This is a genomic window from Streptococcus bovimastitidis (genome assembly GCF_001885095.1).
GTDB classification, from domain to species: Bacteria; Bacillota; Bacilli; order Lactobacillales; family Streptococcaceae; genus Streptococcus; species Streptococcus bovimastitidis.
Genome location: NZ_LZDD01000001.1, coordinates 871676 through 895301 on the forward strand (window position 1 = coordinate 871676; position 23626 = coordinate 895301).

General features: G+C 36.5%; 28 protein-coding genes and 1 pseudogene. 9 read left to right on the top strand and 20 right to left on the bottom strand.

The window, feature by feature from the left end:
• Positions 1–62 precede the first annotated feature (62 nt).
• From A9Q68_RS04185 to A9Q68_RS04195, 3 genes are read left to right on the top strand one after another with little or no spacing between them, the layout of a single operon-like run.
• Positions 63–536, top strand: a complete 474-nt coding sequence (locus A9Q68_RS04185; protein WP_071793428.1) for an aminoacyl-tRNA deacylase — start codon at positions 63–65, stop codon at positions 534–536.
• A gap of 2 nt (positions 537–538) precedes the next feature.
• The gene (locus A9Q68_RS04190) at positions 539–904 is read left to right on the top strand and encodes a YccF domain-containing protein (protein ID WP_071793429.1); all 366 of its coding nucleotides are present in this window, start codon (positions 539–541) and stop codon (positions 902–904) included.
• Between the two features lie 13 nt (positions 905–917).
• Positions 918–1550: a histidine phosphatase family protein gene (locus tag A9Q68_RS04195; RefSeq protein ID WP_071793430.1), complete on the top strand. Its 633-nt coding sequence runs from the start codon at positions 918–920 to the stop codon at positions 1548–1550.
• A 36-nt stretch (positions 1551–1586) separates the two neighbouring features.
• Here A9Q68_RS04195 and A9Q68_RS04200 read toward each other — a convergent pair whose 3' ends face one another.
• Positions 1587–2489, bottom strand: a complete 903-nt coding sequence (locus A9Q68_RS04200; protein WP_071793431.1) for an HAD family hydrolase — start codon at positions 2487–2489, stop codon at positions 1587–1589.
• Between the two features lie 172 nt (positions 2490–2661).
• Here A9Q68_RS04200 and lysS point away from each other — a divergent pair, with 172 nt between their 5' ends.
• Complete coding sequence (gene lysS / locus A9Q68_RS04205; RefSeq protein ID WP_071793432.1) at positions 2662–4158, top strand: lysine--tRNA ligase; 1497 nt, start codon at positions 2662–2664, stop codon at positions 4156–4158.
• A 43-nt stretch (positions 4159–4201) separates the two neighbouring features.
• On the opposite strand, the gene A9Q68_RS04210 is transcribed toward lysS, so the two are convergent.
• Positions 4202–4480 carry a hypothetical protein gene (locus A9Q68_RS04210; RefSeq protein ID WP_071793433.1) on the bottom strand — a complete coding sequence of 93 codons (279 nt, stop codon included), beginning with the start codon at positions 4478–4480 and terminating at the stop codon, positions 4202–4204.
• A gap of 141 nt (positions 4481–4621) precedes the next feature.
• Between A9Q68_RS04210 and A9Q68_RS04215 the strand changes: the two genes are divergently transcribed.
• Positions 4622–5659 carry a DNA glycosylase AlkZ-like family protein gene (locus A9Q68_RS04215; protein ID WP_240494207.1) on the top strand — a complete coding sequence of 346 codons (1038 nt, stop codon included), beginning with the start codon at positions 4622–4624 and terminating at the stop codon, positions 5657–5659.
• Between the two features lie 27 nt (positions 5660–5686).
• Here the strand turns inward: A9Q68_RS04215 and A9Q68_RS11050 are convergent, their stop codons facing one another.
• Positions 5687–6037 (bottom strand): hypothetical protein, encoded by a 351-nt coding sequence (locus tag A9Q68_RS11050; protein WP_276204044.1) that lies wholly within the window; start codon positions 6035–6037, stop codon positions 5687–5689.
• Positions 6033–6728, bottom strand: coding sequence for an ammonium transporter family protein (locus A9Q68_RS11055; protein WP_338061957.1), 696 nt, complete (start codon positions 6726–6728; stop codon positions 6033–6035). The genes A9Q68_RS11050 and A9Q68_RS11055 overlap by 5 nt, the downstream gene beginning before the upstream one ends.
• A gap of 98 nt (positions 6729–6826) precedes the next feature.
• Between A9Q68_RS11055 and A9Q68_RS04225 the strand changes: the two are divergent.
• Both A9Q68_RS04225 and A9Q68_RS11060 read left to right on the top strand, forming a co-directional pair.
• Positions 6827–7952: pseudogene (locus A9Q68_RS04225) on the top strand (NAD(P)/FAD-dependent oxidoreductase).
• A gap of 54 nt (positions 7953–8006) precedes the next feature.
• Entirely contained in the window at positions 8007–8141 is a 135-nt protein-coding gene (locus tag A9Q68_RS11060; RefSeq protein ID WP_276204038.1) for a hypothetical protein, read from the top strand.
• Between the two features lie 19 nt (positions 8142–8160).
• Here the strand turns inward: A9Q68_RS11060 and A9Q68_RS04230 are convergent, their stop codons facing one another.
• Both A9Q68_RS04230 and A9Q68_RS04235 read right to left on the bottom strand, forming a co-directional pair.
• Positions 8161–9810, bottom strand: coding sequence for a peptide ABC transporter substrate-binding protein (locus A9Q68_RS04230; protein ID WP_071793435.1), 1650 nt, complete (start codon positions 9808–9810; stop codon positions 8161–8163).
• A 176-nt stretch (positions 9811–9986) separates the two neighbouring features.
• The gene (locus A9Q68_RS04235; RefSeq protein WP_071793436.1) at positions 9987–10202 is read right to left on the bottom strand and encodes a YdbC family protein; all 216 of its coding nucleotides are present in this window, start codon (positions 10200–10202) and stop codon (positions 9987–9989) included.
• Positions 10203–10322: 120 nt separating this feature from the next.
• Here A9Q68_RS04235 and A9Q68_RS04240 point away from each other — a divergent pair, with 120 nt between their 5' ends.
• On the top strand, positions 10323–10622 hold the full coding sequence (locus A9Q68_RS04240; RefSeq protein ID WP_071793437.1) for a hypothetical protein: 300 nt from the start codon (positions 10323–10325) through the stop codon (positions 10620–10622).
• Between the two features lie 48 nt (positions 10623–10670).
• On the opposite strand, the gene A9Q68_RS04245 is transcribed toward A9Q68_RS04240, so the two are convergent.
• On the bottom strand, positions 10671–11957 hold the full coding sequence (locus A9Q68_RS04245) for a peptidase U32 family protein (protein WP_071793438.1): 1287 nt from the start codon (positions 11955–11957) through the stop codon (positions 10671–10673).
• A 102-nt stretch (positions 11958–12059) separates the two neighbouring features.
• On the bottom strand, positions 12060–12986 hold the full coding sequence (locus tag A9Q68_RS04250) for a peptidase U32 family protein (RefSeq protein ID WP_071793439.1): 927 nt from the start codon (positions 12984–12986) through the stop codon (positions 12060–12062).
• A gap of 155 nt (positions 12987–13141) precedes the next feature.
• Between A9Q68_RS04250 and A9Q68_RS04255 the strand changes: the two genes are divergently transcribed.
• The gene (locus A9Q68_RS04255; RefSeq protein WP_071793440.1) at positions 13142–13426 is read left to right on the top strand and encodes a DUF3270 domain-containing protein; all 285 of its coding nucleotides are present in this window, start codon (positions 13142–13144) and stop codon (positions 13424–13426) included.
• A 98-nt stretch (positions 13427–13524) separates the two neighbouring features.
• On the opposite strand, the gene A9Q68_RS04260 is transcribed toward A9Q68_RS04255, so the two are convergent.
• The 12 genes from A9Q68_RS04260 to A9Q68_RS04315 all read right to left on the bottom strand — a co-directional run bounded on the left by A9Q68_RS04260 (position 13525) and on the right by A9Q68_RS04315 (position 23485).
• On the bottom strand, positions 13525–14067 hold the full coding sequence (locus tag A9Q68_RS04260; protein WP_071793441.1) for a YtxH domain-containing protein: 543 nt from the start codon (positions 14065–14067) through the stop codon (positions 13525–13527).
• Positions 14064–14468: a DUF948 domain-containing protein gene (locus A9Q68_RS04265; RefSeq protein WP_071793442.1), complete on the bottom strand. Its 405-nt coding sequence runs from the start codon at positions 14466–14468 to the stop codon at positions 14064–14066. The genes A9Q68_RS04260 and A9Q68_RS04265 overlap by 4 nt, the downstream gene beginning before the upstream one ends.
• A 24-nt stretch (positions 14469–14492) precedes the next feature.
• Positions 14493–15272, bottom strand: coding sequence for a prolipoprotein diacylglyceryl transferase (lgt, locus tag A9Q68_RS04270; RefSeq protein ID WP_071793443.1), 780 nt, complete (start codon positions 15270–15272; stop codon positions 14493–14495).
• A complete protein-coding gene (gene hprK / locus A9Q68_RS04275; protein ID WP_071793444.1) occupies positions 15269–16201 on the bottom strand; it encodes an HPr(Ser) kinase/phosphatase in 933 nt (310 codons plus the stop codon). The genes lgt and hprK overlap by 4 nt, the downstream gene beginning before the upstream one ends.
• A gap of 184 nt (positions 16202–16385) precedes the next feature.
• The gene (locus A9Q68_RS04280; protein ID WP_071793445.1) at positions 16386–16658 is read right to left on the bottom strand and encodes a PspC domain-containing protein; all 273 of its coding nucleotides are present in this window, start codon (positions 16656–16658) and stop codon (positions 16386–16388) included.
• 136 nt (positions 16659–16794) lie between these two features.
• A complete protein-coding gene (locus A9Q68_RS04285; RefSeq protein WP_206281792.1) occupies positions 16795–17232 on the bottom strand; it encodes a SprT family protein in 438 nt (145 codons plus the stop codon).
• Positions 17219–19351, bottom strand: coding sequence for a Tex family protein (locus tag A9Q68_RS04290; protein ID WP_071793447.1), 2133 nt, complete (start codon positions 19349–19351; stop codon positions 17219–17221). Before A9Q68_RS04290 ends, A9Q68_RS04285 begins: the two co-directional genes overlap by 14 nt.
• Positions 19352–19442: 91 nt before the next feature.
• Positions 19443–20096: a phosphate signaling complex protein PhoU gene (gene phoU / locus A9Q68_RS04295; RefSeq protein ID WP_071793448.1), complete on the bottom strand. Its 654-nt coding sequence runs from the start codon at positions 20094–20096 to the stop codon at positions 19443–19445.
• A gap of 14 nt (positions 20097–20110) precedes the next feature.
• Positions 20111–20863: a phosphate ABC transporter ATP-binding protein PstB gene (gene pstB / locus A9Q68_RS04300; protein WP_071793449.1), complete on the bottom strand. Its 753-nt coding sequence runs from the start codon at positions 20861–20863 to the stop codon at positions 20111–20113.
• 2 nt (positions 20864–20865) lie between these two features.
• Positions 20866–21681, bottom strand: a complete 816-nt coding sequence (gene pstA, locus A9Q68_RS04305; protein WP_071793450.1) for a phosphate ABC transporter permease PstA — start codon at positions 21679–21681, stop codon at positions 20866–20868.
• Entirely contained in the window at positions 21674–22537 is an 864-nt protein-coding gene (pstC, locus tag A9Q68_RS04310) for a phosphate ABC transporter permease subunit PstC (protein ID WP_071793451.1), read from the bottom strand. Before pstC ends, pstA begins: the two co-directional genes overlap by 8 nt.
• A 63-nt stretch (positions 22538–22600) precedes the next feature.
• The gene (locus A9Q68_RS04315; RefSeq protein WP_071793454.1) at positions 22601–23485 is read right to left on the bottom strand and encodes a substrate-binding domain-containing protein; all 885 of its coding nucleotides are present in this window, start codon (positions 23483–23485) and stop codon (positions 22601–22603) included.
• Between the last annotated feature and the right edge of the window lie 141 nt (positions 23486–23626).

The following is a 23626-nucleotide window of genomic DNA, read 5'->3' on the forward strand; positions in this document are numbered from 1 at the left end:
TATACAAAAAAAGTGGTATAATAATTTTTATACCATTTTTTTATTTTTTAAAGGAAGACTATATGGCGAAAAAGAATAAACTAAAAAAAACCTTAGTTGAACAAATTTTAGATAAGGCCAATATCAGTTATCAAAGCTTAGCTTTAAATGCCCTTAAGAACGAACTCCCAGATGATATTCAAAAAGAGGATATCTATAAAACTTTGGCTTTATCAGGAGATAAAACCGGACCAGTCATTGGAATTCTCCCGCTTACTGAGCATTTATCAGAAAGGAAATTAGCAAAAGTATCTGGCAATAAGAAAGTGAGCATGATTCCCCAAAAAGACCTTCAAAAAATAACAGGTTATATTCATGGTGCCAACAACCCTGTCGGAATACATCAAAAACACTCCTTTCCAATTTACATTGATAAGATTGCTTTGGAAAAAGGAAGTCTCATTGTTTCTGCAGGCGAGCTCGGTCGTTCCATAAAAATTAATAGTCAAGAATTAGCCAATTTTGTGGAAGCAGAATTTGCTGAAATTAAGGAGTAATTATGAAATTTTTAGGTAATCTTATTTGGTTCCTCTTCTCAGGCCTATGGGCATGGCTAGCATGGTCACTTTTAGGTGTCCTTCTTTGCATCACAATCGTCTTTCTTCCCTTAGGGCTTCAATGTTTTAAAATTGGCAACTTCGGCCTCTTCCCATTTGGAAAAGACATTGAAATTGGTCAATCGTCAACAAGTCTCCTCTTCAATATCATTTGGATTATCCTCTTTGGCTGGTCATTAGCTGCTATGCACTTAACCTCAGCCATTGCCTTATGCCTTACAATTGTCGGCATCCCTTTTGCCATTCAATCATTAAAACTCGCAAAACTAAGCCTCTTCCCATTTGGGGCAAGAATCATATCAGTATAAAGGAATTTTTGCAATGAAATTTTATTTTGTTCGCCACGGGAAAACCGAATGGAATTTGGAAGGACGCTTCCAAGGAGCTTCGGGTGACTCGCCACTCTTAGAAGAATCTTATCAGGAAATTGAAGCTTTAGGCCATTTCTTGAAAAATATTCCTTTGGATACCATCTATTCCAGTGATTTGATGCGTGCCCAAAAAACAGCTCAACTCTTAGCTGACGCTGCTGAACTTGACTTAGACATTAACTATAGCCAAGACCTGAGAGAATGGCAATTGGGCAAATTAGAAGGTGCAAAAATTGCCACTATGACTGCCATTTATCCCAGCCAGATGTCAGCTTTTCAACATAATTTGGCAAAGTTTAACGACCGTCAATTTGAAGCCGAATCGATTTATCAAACAACCACTCGTGTGAAAAACTTTATTAAAACCTTTGCAGATAAAAAGGTTGAACATGTCTTAATTGTTGGTCATGGAGCTAACTTAACGGCATCAATCCGTTCATTACTAGGCTATGAACCAGCTTTACTTAGAGCACAAGGTGGTCTAAAAAATCTAAGCTTAACAGTCTTAGAAACAGAGGATTTTGAAAATTTCAACTGCCTCCTCTGGAACGACAAATCCTACTTAGACGATAAAATTCACTAATAGACAAAAAAGAGAGTTGCAAAGCAACTCTCTTTTTTATTTAGCATATTTCAAACGAAGAACTTTTTCCTGACTCTTAGTCAAACGTAATAACATCACTACTTTATCAATGCTTATATTGCTTTCAAGCAGACGCTCTGCCGCAATCATTAAACCATTGTTCAGACCCATTTCTAAAATAGGGTTTTTCTTATCATTGATATCAAAGATAAATTTATTATCAGGTAAATCAAAGAGAACTTTAACTGCTCCAAAGAGTTGCTCAAAGTTATCAATAGCAACATCATAAACTGGCTTAGTTCCCGATTTTAAGCTTCTGCCACGATGGTTAAACCACATGGAATGCCAGCCCCCATGAAAAGCCCCCATAATATCATTGTCGTAAGAATCGCCAACATATAGTGTTGTTTGCGGATTCATGCCAAACTGCTCAGCAGCCAGATTAAAGATTTCTTTTTCAGGTTTTTGGAAACCGGTCGCCTGACTGACGATTACACACTTAGGATCCACGTAGTCGTAAAGTCCTAATTTTTTCACTTTTTTCAATTGGTGTTCCGTCGGACCATTGGTGATGATCCCCATGGGTACACCCTTAGATTTCAAGAAATCTAAAGTCATTCGCATTTCGTCTAGCATTGTTATATTTTCAAGTTCTTTTTCGTAGACTTCTTGGAAATAAGTCCCAGTTTCCTGGTCAATCTCTGGGTAATCAAATTCCAAAAGCGTTTCACGACATCGCCAGAACCGGAAATAATCAGTTGTCCATTCACCGGCCATTACTCTTGGAAAGCCGGTATCTGAATAATGGCGAAAGCGAATATAAGCTTTATTAATCATAGCCATATTAAAGTCTGGGAAGCATTTTTCCATCGCAATGCGATAGGGTGCTTGCTGGTCATAGATAGTATCATCAACGTCAAAAACAATGGCTGTAATCATGAGTCTCTTTTCTTTCATTTGTAATGTCTGTCATATTATACTATTTTCTCTCATTCATTTCAAATAGTGAAATAGTTTAATCTCCTTCTAAGGCATTGATTCCAAGGAAAAATAGGGTGTATTCTAGAGTCATTTATGTTACAATAAAAGGGAAAACTTATTGGAGGAACTCATGTCAAATCAACATATCGAAGAATTAAATGACCAAGAGATTGTCCGTCGTGAAAAAATGACGGCTTTGGCAGAAAAAGGCATCGATCCATTTGGAAAACGATTCGAAAGAACAGCCAATTCTGAACAATTAAAAGCAAAATTTGCTGACAAATCAAAAGAAGACTTACACGAATTAAACGAAACAGCTATCATCGCTGGTCGTCTCATGACCAAGCGTGGTAAAGGAAAAGTTGGTTTTGCTCATATCCAAGACCGTCAAGGCCAAATCCAAATCTATGTTCGTAAAGACTCCGTTGGCGAAGAAAACTATGATATTTTCAAAAAAGCTGACTTAGGTGATTTTCTTGGAGTTGAAGGCGAAATCATGCGTACTGATATGGGTGAGTTGTCCATCAAAGCCACTCATTTAACCCATTTATCAAAAGCCCTTCGCCCACTACCTGAAAAATTCCATGGCTTAACTGATATTGAAACCATTTACCGTAAACGTCATTTAGATTTAATTTCCAACCGTGAAAGCTTTGACCGCTTCATCACGCGGTCAAAAATTATTTCTGAAATTCGCCGCTACTTAGATGGTAAGGATTTCTTAGAAGTTGAAACTCCTGTTCTTCACAATGAAGCTGGCGGTGCAGCTGCTCGTCCATTCATCACTCACCATAATGCTCAAAATATTGATATGGTGCTTCGTATCGCAACTGAACTTCACTTGAAACGTTTAATTGTTGGTGGTATGGAACGTGTTTATGAAATTGGTCGTATCTTCCGTAATGAGGGAATGGATGCGACCCATAATCCAGAGTTTACGTCGATTGAAGTATACGAAGCTTATGCAGACTTCCAAGACATCATGAACTTAACTGAAGGTATTATCCAGCATGCTGCTAAGGCCGTTAAAGGTGATGGTCCAATTGATTATCAAGGACAAGAAATCCGAATCAATAAATCTTTTAAACGTATTCACATGGTTGATGCTATCAAAGAAGTTACAGGAATTGATTTCTGGAAAGAAATGTCAGTTGAGGAAGCACGCGATTTAGCAAAAGAAAAACATGTGCCACTTGAATCTCATTTCACTAGTGTTGGTCATATCATCAATGCTTTCTTTGAAGAATTTGTTGAAGAAACACTTATCCAACCTACATTTGTTTATGGACATCCCGTTGAAGTATCACCATTGGCTAAGAAAAATGCTGACGATGCTCGTTTCACTGACCGTTTTGAATTGTTCATCGTTACGAAAGAATACGCAAATGCATTCACGGAGTTGAACGATCCGATTGACCAATTAGCTCGTTTCGAAGCGCAAGCTAAGGCTAAGGAAATGGGTGACGATGAGGCAACTGGTATTGACTACGATTACGTTGAAGCTCTAGAATATGGTATGCCACCGACAGGTGGTTTAGGTATTGGTATTGATAGACTTTGCATGTTGTTAACCGATACAACAACAATTCGCGATGTTCTACTATTCCCAACCATGAAAAATCTATAAAAAAAGAGAGCCACTAATAGAAATTAGTGGCTTTTTTGCTGGCTTATAAATTTTCAACATATTCTTTGGCCGATTTCAAATCCATTCCAGTATGATCCCTTAAGATTTTGATGGCTTTAATCAGTTGACCAGACTCTTTGAGCATCATCAGTTTTGCTTTGAGTTCATCTGAGATTTCGGCAGCTTTTACAGGTTCATTTTCATTTGGAAAGGCAGCACCCGGTATCATTTCTTCTTGTTCTTTAATACGTGTTTTCATAAAAAGAATGACAAAAAGTAAAATTCCAATAACCACCGCTAAGAGCATTAATTTAAGTGACATAAGCTATCCTCCTACTGCCATTATATCCTTTATTGTCAGGCTTTTCAAATACTTATAGCAAGAGCAGCCCACATTTCTCTGTCTTCCTATGCTATAATGAATTATTAGATTTTCAAAAATATTATGAAGAAAGTTAGTGTCATGGACATCACCAGAGATTTACTCTTAGCCAATCGCTTTAATAACCACGGTTTACTTGAACCATTCACATCACCTGAAGAGCTCTTGGAAAAATCTTTAGGTATCCAAGCCCAATACCTCAATCATGCCCTTTTTAATATCGCTATCCGATTACCAAAAGACCAGCAACAAAGCTTCGACAGCCTTGCCAAAAATGCTATCCTAGCTTGGGGACAACGGCAAACCTATCACTTTTTTGCTTATGAGCAATGGAAAGCCATTTGTCGCTTTTTAGATCACCAAAAATTATGGCCGGAAAATTACCTGAGCCAGGAAGGCCACCATCTGGAAGAGCTCCAGAAACAATTAGCCAAACAATTGCTAAATCCTTTAGAACGAAAAGTCCTCCTAGAAAAATTTCAACCCCATAGTAAAGTTCTTTTCCAATGGAGTGCTCTCTTCTTACTCCATTCCCGTAAAGGCCAACTCTATCATAAGTGGCATCCTCAAGAAAAGGATCGTTTGGTTTTTTGGGATAATCTACCCTCCGAAGTAAATCTGCACCTTGAAAGTCAGCTACTAGAAGCCTACTTTGCCTTCTATGGCCCTGCTACTTTGTCAGATGCAGCTCACTTTTTCGGATTAAGAGTGTCAGAAATAGCCAATATCCCATTACCAAACAGTAAGTCACTAAGCTTTAACAAGATGACTTATTACTATCAAGCCTTAAAACCTGAATTTGACTTACCAAATATTTTAGTGATTGGAAAATTTGATCCCTTACTGATTGCTTACAATCATAAAGACTTACTCATTCCACCAAGTTTAGCTCCCCTAGTCTGGAAAAAAGCCGGCCAGATTTCCGCCTTAATCTTGAAAAAGGGACAGTTACAGGCTACCTGGACTTTTAAAGTCAGTAAGAAAGATATTCGTTTTACAGTAAATTATTTAACAGCTTTTAGCAAAAAAGATAAAAAAGAAATCGAAAAAGTCTTTAACAATTACTGTCAGATGATGAAGCGTCAATTGCATTCTGTTACATATGAGAAAATTGTTTAAATCAAGCCTTTCCAAAAAGCGATTAGGTTAAAACTTTCCCAATCGACAGACCTTGGCAATGAGCCATGTCATTAGAAGTGATAAGAAAATAGTTATTAAAATCGAAAATGATTGACCTATGATGTGACTTGGATAGAAGATAAGAATTCCTAGTGAACCACAAAAACCACCAACTCCATTCAAGGCGAAAGAATCAACCACATCATCAACTAAGTTTTTTAGTCTAAGTTGCCACATGGTTAAATATGATAAGGTCGAAGAAATAATGACAATCAAAAGCATTTGCCAGGGAGCAAGATAGCCTACACCAGCTGTGCTAGTGACCAATCCAACAACCATTCCATTTAAGACAGCTGAGGCTGATTCTTGCCTCTCAATTAAGAATTCCCGCTACTGACCAGCTAAGACCGCCAGCTATAATGGCAAGGAGACTATTTATCAGAACCTGACCTGCTTGCTGATTTAACTCACCTACAGGGCCGGCATTAAAGCCAAACCAGCCAAGAGTAATTAAAAGCATTCCAAGATAATGCCACTTCACTTCTACTGGGTCATTATGCAGGTGACGACTTGGTCCAACCAAAAGTGCTAAAACCAAACTTGAAACACCCGCTGATAGATGGACAACGATACCACCTGAAAAATCTAGAGCACCTAGCTGTGCAAGGAAGCCCTCTGGATTCCAAATCAGGTAGGCTAGTGGACAGTAGACAAAAGTCATCCAAAGCACTCCGAGTAAGATTAGCTGGCCAGTTCTTAAACGATCCATAACAGAACCGACAAGCATTACGATAGCATAAAGAAAGAAACAGAGTTGAAAGAAAGTTTCAAGACTATCTTTCAATTTTATGTTTCCGGCAAAAAGTACCGACCAAAGACTAGTTCTGAAGGAAAAACCATAACCCCAGAGACCAACCATGCTAAAGAGGATATTAGAATGAGGATAACAAACTGGAAAATGATTTTTCCACTTAGGCTTCCAGAAAGATTGGCATAATAGGTCACCCCTACGCCAAAAATCATTAACCACATCATTAAGATACAAATAAATAGAAACACAAGTAACCATCCTTTACAAACTAAAATTCTTTTGTTAAACTGAGACTGGTTTTTGCTTAACTGGTTAAGTATTTTAAAGCAGTTTTTTATTTTTGTCAAGGAGATTGTATGAAGAACTATAAGATTATTATCATTGGTCCGGTGCAGCTGGGATTGGCTTTGCAGCAAGTTTAGAATGTCTTGGAATCAAAGACTATATTATTTTAGAAAAAGGAATCATAGGCGATAGTTTTCAAAAGTGGCCAAAAACGACACAATTCATTACCCCTTCTTTTACCAGTAATGGATTTGGTTTTCCGGATATGAATGCTGTTGTACCAGACACTTCTCCTGCTTTTTCATTTGAAAAGGAACTTCTTTCTGGTAAAGAATATGCTCAATATTTAAGATTAGTTGCTAAAACATATGGTATCACTGTACAAGAAAACTGTCAGGTTACAAAGATTAATAAATCAAATGATTCTTATCAAATTGATTCCAGTCTGGGACTCTATCAAGCAAAGTATCTGATTGTTGCTACGGGTGAATTTCAAAATCCAGATACCACCGGTATTCAAGGGGCCGAACTGGCTATGCACTACGGCCATGTTGAGCATTTCTATGTCACTTCTGACAAACCCTTTATCATTATTGGCGGAAATGAGAGTGCTTGTGATGCCTTAACCCATCTAGCATACTTAGGTAATGAGGTTCATCTTTTCACTGATTGTTTTGGGGCTAAAGAAGATAATCCCGACCCAAGTATTTCTCTGTCACCGATAACAAAAGAAAGACTGAAATATATTCAGTCAGACCCTAAATACCATATTCACATTAAGGAAGGTAAAAAAGCTCGCAAGATTGAACTAATTAAGCAGATTTATCATGTGACTTTTGAGGATGGGTCATGCACCAATAGTCATCATAAACCTATTTTAGCAACCGGATTTCGCAACTGTTGTCACTTAATTGATGGCATTGACCTCTTTGACTATGATGCTCAGCAATTACCCAAAGTCAATGAAAAGGATGAATCTACCGTTCAAGACAATTGTTTCTTAATTGGCCCTAGTTTGAGACAGGGACAAACCATTTTTTGTTATATTTATAAATTCCATCAACGCTTTTTACCAGTCATTGCTGAAATGGCAAAACGTGAAAATTGGACCTTAAATCCAGAAGAAGTCGCTTTTTCAAGGCAAATCAAATGTATTTGGAGGACTTATCTTGTTGCCAGGTCAACTGTGATTGTTAGGAGTGAATGGCCAATTTATGGTACAATAAGAGAAAGTTTCTTAAAGGAGTTATTATGAAAAAAGAATACATTTCCTATCTTTCAGCTGCTATTTTTATCATTTATGGATTAAGTAATCATAAGATGGTCTTCTTGATTTTAGGTTTTATCCTCATCTTAATTGGCCTTGCTGATCGCCTAAAAAAATAAGACCCTAAGGTCTTATTTTTTATTTTGTTTTATAGGCTTGAGAGAAGTCTACATCGAGACCAGTTGAGTTACGAACCAAGCCTTTAATGTTTGGATTTTGTAAGCCTGCGTTAGAAAGATTATAAAGTGGGTTATAATGAGCACCTTCATATAGGGCTTTTTCTGCGGCTTTGTAATCATCAGCAGCTGCATCTTTGTCTAAAGCATGAGTAGTCAAAGCTTCTTTATAGGCTTTGTCGTATTCTGGACTAGCAATTTTACCATAGTTGTAATCAGATGTTGTTGTGAATAATCCATAGAATGTTGAACCTTCTGGATAATCACCACCCCAACTAACAAAGGCAATTTCAAAGTTTTGGTTGCTAGTATCTTTTAGGCGTTGTTTAAAGGTTACAAATTTTTCTTCAAGAGTGAATCCAGGTAGATTCTTTTCCCAAGCTTCTTTTAGGTAATCAACAGCTGCTTTTTTAGCCGGATTATCAGAATCAGCTTCCATTGTTAAGGTTAGCTTATCCACTCCAAGTTCTTGCAAACCTTCTTTAAATAATTTAGCTGCTTCTTCCTTATTATAAGAGTATGGTTGAGCAACATGTTCACTTAAATCTGTCCCATCAGTTAGTTTTTCCAAACCTACTGGTGCTAGGGCTTTTGCTGCTTTAGACCCAGTATCAACAGCTGCTTTAACCAAACCTTCACGGTCTGTAGCTAAGTTAAGTGCCTTACGAATTTTAGCATTAGTTAAAGCTTTAACAGAACCAGTTTCATTGTAAACAATATAATCAGCTCGGGCTTCAGCAATTTCAATCATATCTTTATTATTCTTATTAGCATTAAAGATTGCTGAAGTACCTGAGATATTAGCAAAATCCAATTGTCCCTGTTTGTACATTTGGACTGCTGTATCAGGTTTTTTAACCGTTTGTACATTGATTGTTTTTGTTTTTACTTTTTTAGCATTCCAATAATATTTGTTTTTAACTAGTTTGAAACTACCACTCGTTCCATTCCAGTCTTTAACAGTATAAGGACCTGAGTAAATGAGTTTGTCTGAATTAGTTCCATAATCTTTGCCGGCCTGTTCAACAAAGGCTTTTTTCTGAGGAACAAAGTTAGAGAATGACAGTAAGCTTTCAAACTGTGGTGCTGGTGTGTCTAAAGTAAAAATGATTTTATTCCCTTCTGCTTTGACACCTAATTGACTAAAATCTTTGATTTCGCCTGACAGAATCTTATCAGCATTTTTCAAATGAGCATCTGTTGTTAAATAAGCATACTCAGAAGCTGTTTTAGGATCAACCATCCGTTGCCATGTATAAACAAAGTCTTCAGCTGTTAAATCAGATCCATCCGACCATTTGAGACCATCTCGTAATGTAGCTGTATAAGTTTTACCATCTTCTGAAATATCGACTTTTTTAGCTAAATCTGCGACTAATTTTCCATCTTTACCAACACGGAGTAAATTACTACCAGAATTTCCAATGGCCATTGCAGAATACCGGTCAGTATTTTTTGAGATGTCTAATGTAATGATTTCAGTCGGTGTGTACCAGTTAATCACATCTTTTGAGCCAGTCTTGGTTTCCTTAGACTGTCCACCACAAGCAACCAGAGTCACTGTTGAAAGTGCCACAAGCCCTAAACTTGCATATTTTTTCCATTCCTTCATAAAAATAGCTCCTATTATTTTCTTAACTTTTAATAAATAAGTTATGCATTCAATCATATCACTAGACTTATAAATTGTCAAATAATTTAGAAAATTTTTTCTATTGTATTTTTATCCACAAAGATAAAAAATAACCTAGATGATATCTAGGTTATTTTTTTAGATTGAAGAACATTTTAGTTTTCTTTAAAAGCTTTAACCAACTTGTCAAACTCTTCGTTACTTAAAGTAACTCCTTTTCCCATCTTGGTGTGATCTGGACTCCAGGTTCTGATATCCCATTTAGCTTCTGCCCCATTAAAGGAGACACGATTTAATTCCTTTGTCCAACCCTTCTCACTTTCAGAAAGGGTTAATAAATGTTCTTCTATTGTAAATGTAAATTCAGCCATTTTTATCCTCCTAATAGTAGATTCGAAAATCTTTTGAAAAAATTGCTATTTCTTTAAAAATTTTATGATTTAAGGTAAAATACTATAAAACTATTTTAACAAGAAAAAAGGAATTTAGCTATGAAATCATTTATGACTATTATCAAAGACCACCTTATCGATTTTATAGAAAGTAAACCTAGAGAAAAACATGATAAAATTTCATTAAACCATAACCAACTTATTACGAAGATTAAAAAGGCAGTAAGTGAGCAAGTACCAGTCCATCTTATTGCCAATAAAAAAAGTTATACTGGTATTATTCTTAAATATGATAAAGGTGAAGAACAAATTGTTTTCAAAAATAATCAAAACAAATTGACTTCGATAATCAATTTAGCTGATATTGAAAAAATAAGTCCCTTACCTCAGACAAAATAAAAATGATGGTAGAAAGAGCAAATTAAGCTCTTCTAGCATCATTTTTTATTATGCTCTTACAGTTTGGCTACTGCCATCTTTTTTATAGAGGTTGACAAGTCCTTCTTTACAAGCTCTAATCATATCACCAGGCTTCACAGCTTGCGGTAAACTAATAGTTAAGAGAGCCATTGGATTTGGTGCACGGTCAATTTTATTGCCATCTTCATCATGAAGGTCTGTCACGATTGTTTCAAAATGACGGAAACCCGGTCCGTAAAACTCAATACGATCACCTTCATGGATAACATTGCGTTGACGGATGGTTGCGGTCATTGTGTCATCGTCAAAAGCGACAACTTCGCCGACAAATTTATATTGTGGTATTTTACGGCGGGCACCGAAGAGTTGCTCGTTCTCAGTAGGAGTTCCGTAATAGAAACCTGTCGCTAATTCTCTCTGTGCAACCTTCCAAAGTTCGTCAATAAGTTCCTCTTTGATAGCATGGAATTTTTCTGGACTTTCCATGTAGGCATCAACGGCAGCTTTATAACAGTTAGTCACAGTTGACACGTAATGAATTGATTTCATTCGGCCTTCAATTTTTAAGCTGTCAACACCATTTTCGATCAAGTCAGGTATATGATTAATCATACACATATCCACTGAAGACATGGAATACTCCTCTGGTATTTCACCCTTCAAAGAACGACGTTCAGAACCAAATGGCATATCATATAAATCGTATTTCCAACGACAAGACTGTGAGCAGCCACCACGGTTAGCATCACGATGACTCATATGGTTTGACAGAACACAGCGGCCTGAATATGAGATACACATAGCTCCGTGAACAAAGGCTTCAATTTCCACATCGGTCCGTTTACGGATTTCAGATAGCTCAGCCATATTAACTTCCCGGGCTAAAACAACACGGGTCAAGCCCATTTCTTTCCAAAATTCAAAGGTTTCATAGTTGGTTGATGAAGCTTGAGTAGAAAGGTGAATTTCTAAGCCAGGGGCTTCAGTTGAACAAATAACAATTAAGGCTGGATCTGAAACGATAACAGCATCTAAGCCCATATCACGTAATTGGCGGAACCACTCGCCAGCACCGATTTCGTTACCTTCATGGGTAACCATATTTGCAGCTACATAGACCTTAGCATCCCGAGCATGGGCGTAGTCTATTCCTTCTTGCAATTCTTCCATTGAAAAGTTTCCTGCCCGACTACGTAAACCGTAAGCCTGACCACCTACAAAAACGGCATCTGCACCATAATCGATAGCAACTTTTAATTTTTCTAGAGTTCCAGCAGGTGAGAGAACCTCTGGTCTTTTTTTCATATTTGTCATTATTTTTTCTTTCTATTTTCAAGATAGGTAGATAAAAATCTATGTATAAAAATTTTTCCTCAAGCCTTGAAATAGCAAAACTCGCACTTAAGGAAAAGTTACTTATTTAACTGTTTTTGGGTCAAAATCATAGAAGCCAGTATCTAGACCTCGACCCTTTGGATGTAAGTCTTTCACTTTTTGATCAAGCTCATCTGCTTTCTCTAAACTCCATTGGCCATTTTCAATCAGAACTTTGGCTTGCAAGAATAAACGACAAATCTCTACAAAATTATCACCAGGACAATAGATTCCATCCAATTTCCAATGGCCCAATCGATGCTCATAGAGCTGTCCTAACTTGGACATCATATCAATATCATTGTTCATAAAGATATGCGTTCCGTGTTTGTCTTGATAGACAGAATAGTGACTATCATGGTCGCTTGGTTCAGCAAGAAATAGTCCTCGTTGTCTTGTGACCTGGTCATCAATATGGGTAAAGTTGTAGTAATTTTCCAGCAAAGGGCGTTTTGAATGGTGAATAACTGAAGCACCATATACTAATACTTCTGCAGGAAAATCTAAATTTGCTGCTAGTTGGAATAGCTCTTCAGATGGAATTTCTCTTGCTAAAACACTTTCAACTGCGCCATGTTGTCCCCAAAAATTAACTTGTCGACTTGAAGTTACAAAAACAGATGTATCATAAATTAACTTAAAGTTATAGCCATCTCTTTTATTGATATAAAAAAGACCAGCATCTCCGACAACCAAGTAATCAACATGAATCTCTTTCATCAAATCCAGAAAGGGTTTGATATTATCCATCATATCCTGGTGCATCAATGCGTTGCAAGCAACTGTAAGTTCTTTTCCGGCTTCATGTACTACGTCGGCAATTTGACGTATTTCTTCTTCAGAAAAATTATATGGCAAACGTAAGCCAAAATTTTCTTCACCAATATAAATGCGATCGACTCCAATTGCCAAGAGTTGTTTTACTTGTTCAATACTTTCAGCAGTAGCTGTTACAATTATTTTTTCCATAGGACTCAATTATACCAAATTTATTGCATCCTGAAAGCATATTTCTTGTCAACTTTGAAATTTTGTGCTTAAATTTTCAAATATTTTAAATTATAGTGACAAAAGACTTTTTTTATGGTAAAATGACTTAGTATCTCGTAAGAAAGGAGTGGACTATGCCTTCACCATTAAAGAAGCAAGAAGAATTTGATTATCTTTATCAAGAAGCTGATTTAGAACCAAAGTATCAAGATTTCCAAGAATACAATAGCCAAAGTTCTAAATTAGAAGAATTACTCTTCTTTGCCCGTGTTGCAATTTTTTCAATGATTACCGTTCTAATCGCATTTGTCCTACTCGCTATGAATTTAGCTCCCATTTGGGCTTTCTTTATCTCTAGCTTAATTAGCTATGGTGCAACATCAAGTTTAACAAAATCAATTCATTCATTCCTATCCTAAAAGTTCTGACATAAGTCAGAGCTTTTTCTATTGCATTAACTGCTATCAACATAATAGAAAAGAAACAGACTTTGTCAGTGACAAAGTCTGCTTTGGGATTAAAAGTTGCTTTCTGAATGTTCTTCTGAAAACTCTGGTGTTTGAGCAGCTTGTAAGCTATCTTCACCTAAATCACTACTTGTTTCAGGATCTAATTCAGTCATAACAGGAATTGTTTCTTCCATTTCTGAATTTTTTCCAGCTTCTTGAATAGCCTCATAATCAATAATGACATCTTCTTCTGAAAGATTAACATCACTTGATTCTGTGTAATCATGTTCTGATTCTTCAGCAAATTGTTGACTTGTTTTTTGAACAAACTGGCTTGTTTTTTCTTTAACAGTTTCAAAAACTTGCTCAGGAGTAATTTCTCCAGTTTCAAATTTTTGTTTATAAGTGTTAAAGGTATCTTTGGCTAAATGGCTATACTCATTACTTTTTTCTTTAGCCATTTGGTGGTATTCTTCTGGATTTTCTTTATAAGCATCATAAGCCTTTTCAGCACGCGCTTTTAATTCTTTCCCTTTTTCAGTACCTAAGAAATAAGCCGTTGCAAGTCCTGTAGCTGTTCCGATCACTAATGATTTTAAAAATTTACTCATGCTTTTTCTCCTTTTTTATTAAAAAATTTATTGGCAACTTTCCCAACAAGTGCTGCTTTACTGATTGTTGAAGCTTGACTAGTTGCAGAACTTGCTTTTTGACCTAAACTACGCGCATGAACATTTAAATCCGATACACTTTCAGATAAATCTGCAATAGCTACAAATAAAGGATCAATAGTGGATACTTTTCCATTTACGTCTTCAACTAGAACATTTGCTTTAGCTAAAATTTCATTGGTTTGATAGAGTGTTACATTAACATCACTTGTTAACATACTAATTGTTTTTTTGGTTTCATCAATTGTTGCTGAAACTTTTTTCAATACTAAAATTAAGAAAATGACTAAAGCTACAAAAGCTAATGCAATAATAATTAGGGCAATTCCGACTAAATCCATATTCTTCTCCTCTTTCCCTATTCCCTATTTTTGATAGTAAGGGACTTCCTTCATTTGACGTCTAATAATAACAAAAATACTTCCAAAAATAATAAGCACTACTGAGACAAGCTGAGAAACTCTAAAGTCATAGAACATTAAACTATCCGTTCGCATTCCCTCAATAATAAATCTCCCAATACCATACCAAATTAAATAAAAGGCTAATAGTTCACCTTCCTTTAAAAAATGCTTCTTACGTTTCACAATTGAAATTATTGTAAACCCGATTAAATTCCAAAGGGATTCATATAAAAAAGTTGGTGTTCGGTAATGCCCATCAATAAACATTTGTTTTTGAATAAAGGCTGGTAAATAATCTAAATGACTTACAATTTTACCATAGGCTTCCTGGTTAATAAAATTCCCCCACCGTCCAATAGCTTGGGCAATCATCACACTTGGTGCCAAAATATCTAAAAAGGTAATCGGATTAATCACTTTATAATAAGAATAAATAAAGAGAACAATTGCACCGGTAATCAATCCCCCGTAAATGGCTATCCCACCATTCCATATTGCAAAAAGTTCATTTAAATGTTGTGAATAATAGGACCACTCAAAAATCACGTAATAAAGTCTGGCTCCGATAATAGCTAGCGGAAAAGCGATTAAAATAAAATCAATAATATCATCACTTGTAAGATTTTTACGTGGTGCTTCTTTACTAGCAAGATAAACAGCTAAGAATAAGCCTAACATGATACAAATAGCATACCAATGAATGGCTAAGGGTCCAATTTTAAAAGCTATTGGATCGATCATCTAACTTCCTCATTCTTGCTAATCAATTGAGTCAAGCGGTCTTCAAAGGTTTTGGTTGCATCAAATCCCATTTGCTTAGCTCGATAATTCATGGCAGCAGATTCGATAACGACTGAAACGTTACGTCCTGTCTTGACAGGAATCCGAATTCTAGGGATTTTAACGCCAGAAAATTCGACTTCTTCATTACCATTCCCAAGTCTATCAAAAACTTTTCCAGCCTCAAAATTCTCGAGGTATATAGCTAATTGAACTTGAGAAGAATCTTTAACCGCACTGGCACCGTATAAAGACATGACATCAATAATACCAACTCCACGGATTTCTAAAAGATGACGTAAAATTTCTGCTGGCTCACCCCATAAGGTTTCTTCATCTTTAGAATAAACATCAACTCGATCATCAGCAACTAACCGATGTCCACGTTTGACTAACTCCAATCCCGTTTCACTTTTACCGATACCTGAGTCACCTTGGATTAAGACACCCATCCCATAGATATCCATTAGGACACCATGTACACTTGTCCGTTCTGCTAATAGCGAATCCAAATAGTAAGAAATAGAACCTGAAAGTCGACTTGTTGAAACCTTGCTTCTTAAGAGAACAATACCTTCTTCTTCTGCTGCCTGAATCATTTCTTCAGGTATTGGTAGATCCCTTGAAATAATAACTGCAGGGGTATCATTTCTAAACATCTCTTTTAATACAGAATAACGATTATGTGATGTCATCTTAGTTAGATAAGACCATTCTTTCATCCCAAAGAGTTGTATCCGCTCTGGTGAATAATAATCAAAATAACCTGTCATCTCTAATCCTGGACGTGAAATATCTGATGTGGTGATTTCTTTTTCCATAATCTCATCTGTACCATAGATGATTTCTAAACGCAGTCTATCAGCAAGTTTTTTTACTGTTACAGTCATATTTTCTCCTTTTTTTTATTATACCATAAATCAAAAACATAACTGGAACAGAGACTTATTAATAGGGCATTTAATGATTTTTTTGGACAGAAAAAGTCTTTATTTTGGGAAATAAAGACTTTACTTAATCTATTGACTTTTGATAAATGCTTCCTGTTATGACATCTACTTCAAAGCGCTTTATTTACCAAGACCAACCATCATCTTCATCATTGGCAGGATCTGCATTTTTTCTTTTGCGTGGACCAAAATCAGGACCTTTGCCAACTAAATCTTCCTTATATGGTAAGAAAATGGCAAGCATGATATAAATAACAAGTCCAAAGCCAGAGAAATACATCAATAATGCTGCCAAGACTCGTGCAACTGGTAAATCCCAACCGTATTTGTCGGCCAAACCAGCTACAACACCTGCAACTAATCGATTCTTCCTTTGTTTATAAAATTTACTTTCCATGATAAAACTCCTTTTATCTTCAATAATATTATTTTATACCTTTGGAGGTAAAAAATAAATCAGTCTTTCGACTGATTTATTCTAAATTAATGGCTATTCAAAGCTAGCTTTTTCTTACCCTAAGAAAATTTATCATCTAAGGCTTTCTCATTTCAACAATTCTTCCTCGACAACGTCCACAAAAATATTTTTTCGTATCGATACGACGTTTTCGCTGGTAGGTCATTTGACAATTCTGACAGCGATAATTCTTGTATTGAAATTCTTGCTGACTTTTGGGTGCAAACCTGAGTCCATCAACTTGCCTCAAAAGCTTTTTAAAATCTTGATCCTGGTGTCGGTAGCCCTTTTTCTCAAAATAAAGATGATAATGGCAGAGCTCATGACGAACAATCCGGCGAAAGACATCAAGTCCAAACTCCTGATAAAGTTTTGGGTTAAAATCCAAGTGCCCATCTTTAGGGAAGAAACGACCCCCAGTTGATCTTAATCTATTATTCCAATTTGCAAAATGACGAAATTCTTTCCCGAAGTCTTCCTGCGAGACTTCTTTAACATAATCAGTGAGATTCATTTGGCGCAAGTAGGGAGAGGTTGACTTTGTGTCGATTTAAGTCGATTTTTGAAACCCATACTGTGACCAAATCGCCAACTGAAAGAACTTGGCTTGGATGATTAACAAATGTTTTACTCATTTCAGAGATATGAATTAAGCCATCCTCATGGACACCAATATCGACGAAAGCACCAAAATCTACGACATTACGGACGGTCCCTTCTAATTTTTGTCCAATAATTAAATCTTTAAGGTCTAGAACATCTTGGCGTAGAACCGGGGTTTGGAAGTCATCACGTAAGTCGCGCCCTGGTTTTAATAAATCTACGATGATATCTTTTAAGGTTTCAAAACCAATTTCTAATTCAGCAGCCATTGCTTTTTTATCCACACTCTTTAATTTTGCTTTTGCCTCTTCATCAAGTTCATTAATAGCCAGTTTTTTAAAGAGTTCTTTAACAGCCGGATAGGATTCTGGGTGAACGCCGGTATTATCAAGAATATTTTCAGCATTTGGAATTCTTAAGAATCCTGCTGCTTGTTCAAAGGCTTTAGCACCTAAACGTGGAACTTTTTTAATTTCAGTACGAGATTTTATACGACCATTTTCTTCTCTGTACTTAATGATGTTTTCAGAAATGGTTTTATTTAGACCTGAAACATGAGATAAAAGGACCGAGCTGGCTGTATTTAAATTAACACCAACTTGGTTAACCACGGTATCGACGACGAAGTCCAGATTTTCAGATAATTTCTTCTGACTAACATCATGCTGGTATTGACCGACACCAATGGATTTAGGATCGATTTTAACTAATTCCGCCAATGGATCTTGAAGTCTTCGGGCGATGGAAATAGCTGAGCGTTTTTCGACAGTTAGGTCTGGGAACTCATGTCTGGCCAATTCTGAGGCAGAATAAACAGAGGCTCCGCTTTCATTTACGATGACATAAGAACAATCAGGGAAATCTTTCAATACATCTGCTACAAAAGCTTCGCTCTCACGACTAGCAGTTCCATTACCAATCGCAATAACTTCAATCTTAAAGTCGTTAATAATAGCTGCTAAATCTTTTTTAGCTTGAGCAATCTTAGACTGACTTGCTGGGGCAACTGGATAAATGACTTGCGTGGTCATCAATTTTCCTGTTTGATCAACTACCGCTAATTTAGCTCCTGTTCTAAAGGCAGGGTCAAAACCTAATACCATTTTCCCTTTAAGTGGTGAAACCAATAGAAGGTTACGCAAATTTTCTGAGAAAAGCCCAATAGCACCATCTTCTGCCGCTTCCGTAAGTTCAGTTCGAATACGTCTTTCCATTGCTGGTACTATTTTTTTCTTGATACATTGTTGAATAACATCATCAATGTATGGATTTCTTTCTTTGAAGCGAACGCTATAAAAGCGTGTCATCTTATCAAAATGATGATTGAAGGCAATTTTTAAAACGCCTAATTTTTCACCACGATTGAGCGCTAAGGTTCGGTAACCTTGCATTTTTGAAACTTTATCAGCGAAATCATAGTAGATTTGGAAGATTTGCTTTTCATCTAAACTTTGATCTTTAAGTTCTGAAGTTATCTCAGAATAAGACCAGATTTCATTATAAGTCCAAGAACGTAATTTGGCATCCTCTGACATGGCTTCAACCAGTATGTCAACTGCTCCCGCCAAAGCTGCTTCAGGCGTTGGAAATCCTTCACAAATGAAGTTTTCAGCTTCATCTTGGAGATTATGGGCATTTTGTAAGATCAATCTAGCAAGTGGAAAGAGACCAGCTTCTCTAGCAATCGTCGCTTTTGTCCGTCTCTTTTCTTTATAAGGTAGATAAAGCTCTTCAACATCAGCTAATTTTTCAGCTGCTAAAATACTAGCTTTAAGGGACTCACTTAATTTCCCTTGTTCCTGAATTTTAGCCAAGACGGTTTCTTTACGATCTGCCAAGTTACTTAAAGCCTTTTCCTGATCGATAATAGCCTTAATGGTGACTTCATCAAGATTCCCAGTAACTTCTTTACGGTAACGGGCAATAAAGGGAATAGTATTTCCTTCAGCTGTCAGTGCTAAAACATCTTCAATTTGCTTTTGTGAAATTTTTAAATCACTAGCAATACGTTCAATAATATTATTTTCCATAGTATGACTATTATATCATAAATCCTTACTCCCACTTGGCTAGATGGTAATTTCTACAAAAAAATCACGCTACTAATAGCGTGATTGATTTTTAATTTAATTCTACTAATTCACCTGTTTGCAAGTAAACAAGTCGTTCACAGATATTTGAAATGTAATCTGCAAAACGTTCAACGTGACCAATCATGTAAAGGTATTGGGCACCATTGCGAATTGACGTTTCTTGTTCCTTCATTACAGTTAAGATTTCTTTTGAAATCGTGTAATACAATTCATCAATAGCCTCGTCTTGATTTGCGATTGTGATTGCCTTATCAGCATTATGACGAGGGAAAGCAGCTAATAAATCAGCCATCATTTTAAGGGCTTTTTGACCAGCTTCATGGATACGTTCTTCAATAGCTTCAAGCGTATCAACTTCTTTCAAGTGAAGAATTGCTTTAGCAATTCCTGCCATATGGTCACCCATACGTTCTAAGTCAGAACATGCAGACATGATGGTAAGAACAAAACGTAAGTCTGTTACTTGTGGTTGCTGCAAGGCCAAAAGACGAGCACAGGCTAATTCTATCTCCAACTGAGATTGGTTGATTAACTTGTCTTCTTTAATGATTAATTCCGCCATAGCAACATCTTTAGCAGCTAATGCTAGTAATGCTTTTGATGCTGACTCTAATACGGCGTTGCCCATTTCCAAGAAACGTTGCTCAAGCTCTTGTAATTCTAATTCAAATTGATCTCTCATGACTTATCCTTTCTCTATCCAAAGCGTCCAGAGATGTAATCCTCTGTCCGTTTATCTTGTGGGTTAGTGAAAATATCGACGGTATCACCAAATTCACAGATTTCTCCTGTTAAGAAAAATGCTGTTTTATCTGAAATCCGTGATGCTTGTTGCATGTTGTGAGTAACGATGATAATGGTATAGTCATTTTTCAAATTTTGAACCAAATCTTCAATTTTCAAAGTTGAGATTGGGTCTAAGGCAGAAGTTGGCTCATCCATAAGTAGGACATCTGGTTCTACTGCTAATGCTCTAGCAATACAGATACGCTGTTGTTGTCCACCTGATAAAGACATGGCACTTTTTTTCAAGTCGTCCTTAACTTCATCCCAAATGGCAGCACCTTTTAGAGATTTTTCAACTAAAGCATCAAGTGTTGCTTTGTCTTTAATACCATGTGTTCTTGGTCCATATGCGACATTATCATAGATCGACATGGCGAATGGGTTAGGCTGTTGGAAAACCATACCAACACGTTTGCGGAGGGTATTAAGATTCATGTTTTTGTCATAAATATTTTTACCATCTAGTTCAATTTCACCTTCAATGCGACAACCGGCAACAAGGTCGTTCATCCGGTTTAAGGTCTTTAAGAAGGTTGATTTTCCACACCCTGAAGGGCCAATTAAGGCAGTGATTTCACCTTGCGGTAATTCAATTGAAACGTTTTTAAGGGCTTTAAAATCCCCATAGTATAAATCTAAATTTTTTACGGAAAAAGTTCCCATTCTTAGGATGCTCCTTTCACAAGACGGCGAGATAATAAACTAGAAATTGCATTAATAATTAAGACAGTTATGATTAAGATAACCCCTGTCGCGTAAGCTTCTTTAACGTGGAGACCTTCACTTGATAACATATACATATGAAGTGCTAAAGAACGACCTGATGCCATTAGGCTTGTTGGTGTATTGGTAGAAGTCCCTAAAGTATACATCAAGGCTGCTGTTTCACCAACAATACGACCAATAGCTAAGATGACTCCTGATAAAATACCAGGCATGGCCACGGGTAGGACAATTTTGAAAACTGTTCTCAATTTCCCTGCACCAAGACCATAACTGGCTTGACGCATGCTATCATTAACAGAAAGTAAGGCTTCTTCTGTTGCTCGAATAATAACAGGTAATACCATAATAACCGATGTTAAAATACCGGATAGTAATGAATACTGAAATCCTAGAAAGACAACAAAGAAGAGCATCCCAAACAAACCAAAAACGATTGACGGAATTCCTGAAAGTGTATCTGCAGCAATACGGATAATTTTAACCCAAATCGAACCTTTTTTCGCGTATTCAACCAAATAGAAACCAGCAAATACACCAATAGGTAAAGCTAATAAGAGTGACCCAAAGACTAATATGACTGTTGAGACAATGGCTGGCATCAAGGAAACATTATCTGAAGTATAGGTCCAATCAAATAATTTTGGTGTAATACTTGGAAGACCATTTACAAGGATGAATCCAATGATGAGGAAAAGGGATCCAAATGTAAGAATGGTAAAAAGATAAACCAAGCCTTTTAAAATATGTTTACTCATGAGCTGATTTTCCTTTCACGTATGCAAAACAAGCATTGATTAAAAGAATGAAAACAAATAACACTGCTGATGTTGCAATCAAAGCTTCTCTATGTTGTCCTGAGGCATATGCCATCTCTAGGACAATGTTGGTTGTCATTGTACGCGTACCTTCAAAAATACCTGCTGGGATTATCGGTTGATTACCTGCAACTAAGATTACGGCCATGGTTTCACCAATCGCACGACCAATTCCTAGAATGATTGCTGAGAAGATACCTGATTTGGCTGCAGGTAAAATAACCTTAAAAATGGTTCTTTCATGAGTTGCACCCAAAGCGAGACTACCTGAATAATAGGTAGCAGGTACTGTTCTAATCGCAGACTCAGACAAAGAAATAATGGTTGGTAAAATCATGATCCCCAAAAGGATTGAAGCAGTTAAAACACTCATCCCATTTCCAGCAAAGGTTCTAATCCAAGGTACAAGTAATTGTAGACCAAAGAAACCATAAACGATTGATGGAATTGCTGCCATTAAGTTTACTGCAGATTTTAGGAAGGTATAGAGCTGTTTTGGACAATAGTAAACCATAAAAACAGATGTAAAGATACCTGTAGGTACTCCAAGAATAATTGCTCCAATGGTAATTAAAAAAGATCCTAAAATCATTGGCAAAATGCCAAAACTTGCTGGTGAATTAGATGGTGACCAGTCCTTTCCTAACAAGAAATTGCCGACCCCATATTTGGCTATAAATGGTAAACCATTCATGAAGATAAAAATACAAATGAGCAAGATTGCAATTACCGCAGTTGCTGCACTTAGAAAGAATATGATTCTAAATAGTTCTTCTCTAAAAGCTTGTTTTTTCACATGCTTCCCTTTCTAAACAATGAAAGTAAGGGAGACCTAAGTCTCCCTTACAAATTAATCGACTTATTTTACTTTATCCCAGCTAGTTACTTTACCAGTGAAGATATCTGTGATTGCGCTCATGCTGATTTCTTCAGCTTTGTTGTCTTTATGAACAACTACTGCGATTCCGTCAAGAGCGATTGCATCATGTTTAAGTCCTTTTCCTTCTTCAGGAGTTAACTCACGAGATACCATACCGATGTCAGCAGTTTTTTCTTGTGCTGCTGTGATACCTGCAGATGAACCATTTGATGTGATGTCGATTGTTACATCTGGATTTTCTTTTTTGTAAGCTTCAGCAAGTTTTTCCATAAGTGGAGAAACTGATGTTGAACCAACTACTGAAAGTTTACCAGACATTTTTTGTGAAGTGTATTCTTTAGTTTCTGTTTTAGCTTCAACGAATTTGTTATCAGTTACAACAGCTTGACCTTGTTTAGAGTGGATGTAAGCGATAAAATCTTTACCAAGTTCAGAAAGATCATCATTGAAAACAATGTTGAATGGACGTTGTAATGGGTACTCACCATCTAAAACTGTTTTAGATGAAGCTTCAACTCCGTCAACTTTAAGTGCTTTAACGTTGTCGTTAAGAGAACCAAGTGAGATATATCCTACAGCATTTTCGTTACCAGATACTGCTGAGATAACTCCTTCAGTACTGTTTTGAACAACTGCTGATTTAGATGTGTTATCAACTTCTTTGTCACCATCTTTTTTCAAGATTCCAGTGATTTCAGTAAATGCTCCACGAGTACCTGATCCGTCTTCACGTGTGATTACTTCAATTTTACCACCACTTTTAGATGTATCTGAACCAGAATCTGCAGTGTTGTTTCCACATGCTGCAAGACCAAATCCTGATAAACCAAGAACTGCTAACGTAAGCATTTTTTTCATTTTCATAATATTCACCTTTTTATTTTTTGATAAATTCTGTTGTAGTTTTCCTACACTTTATAGTCTACCAACTCTTTGTAAAGATTTATTAGTGATTAATGTAAAGATTTTGTAAATCTTGAACTTTTGTCAAAAAAAAGAAAGAAT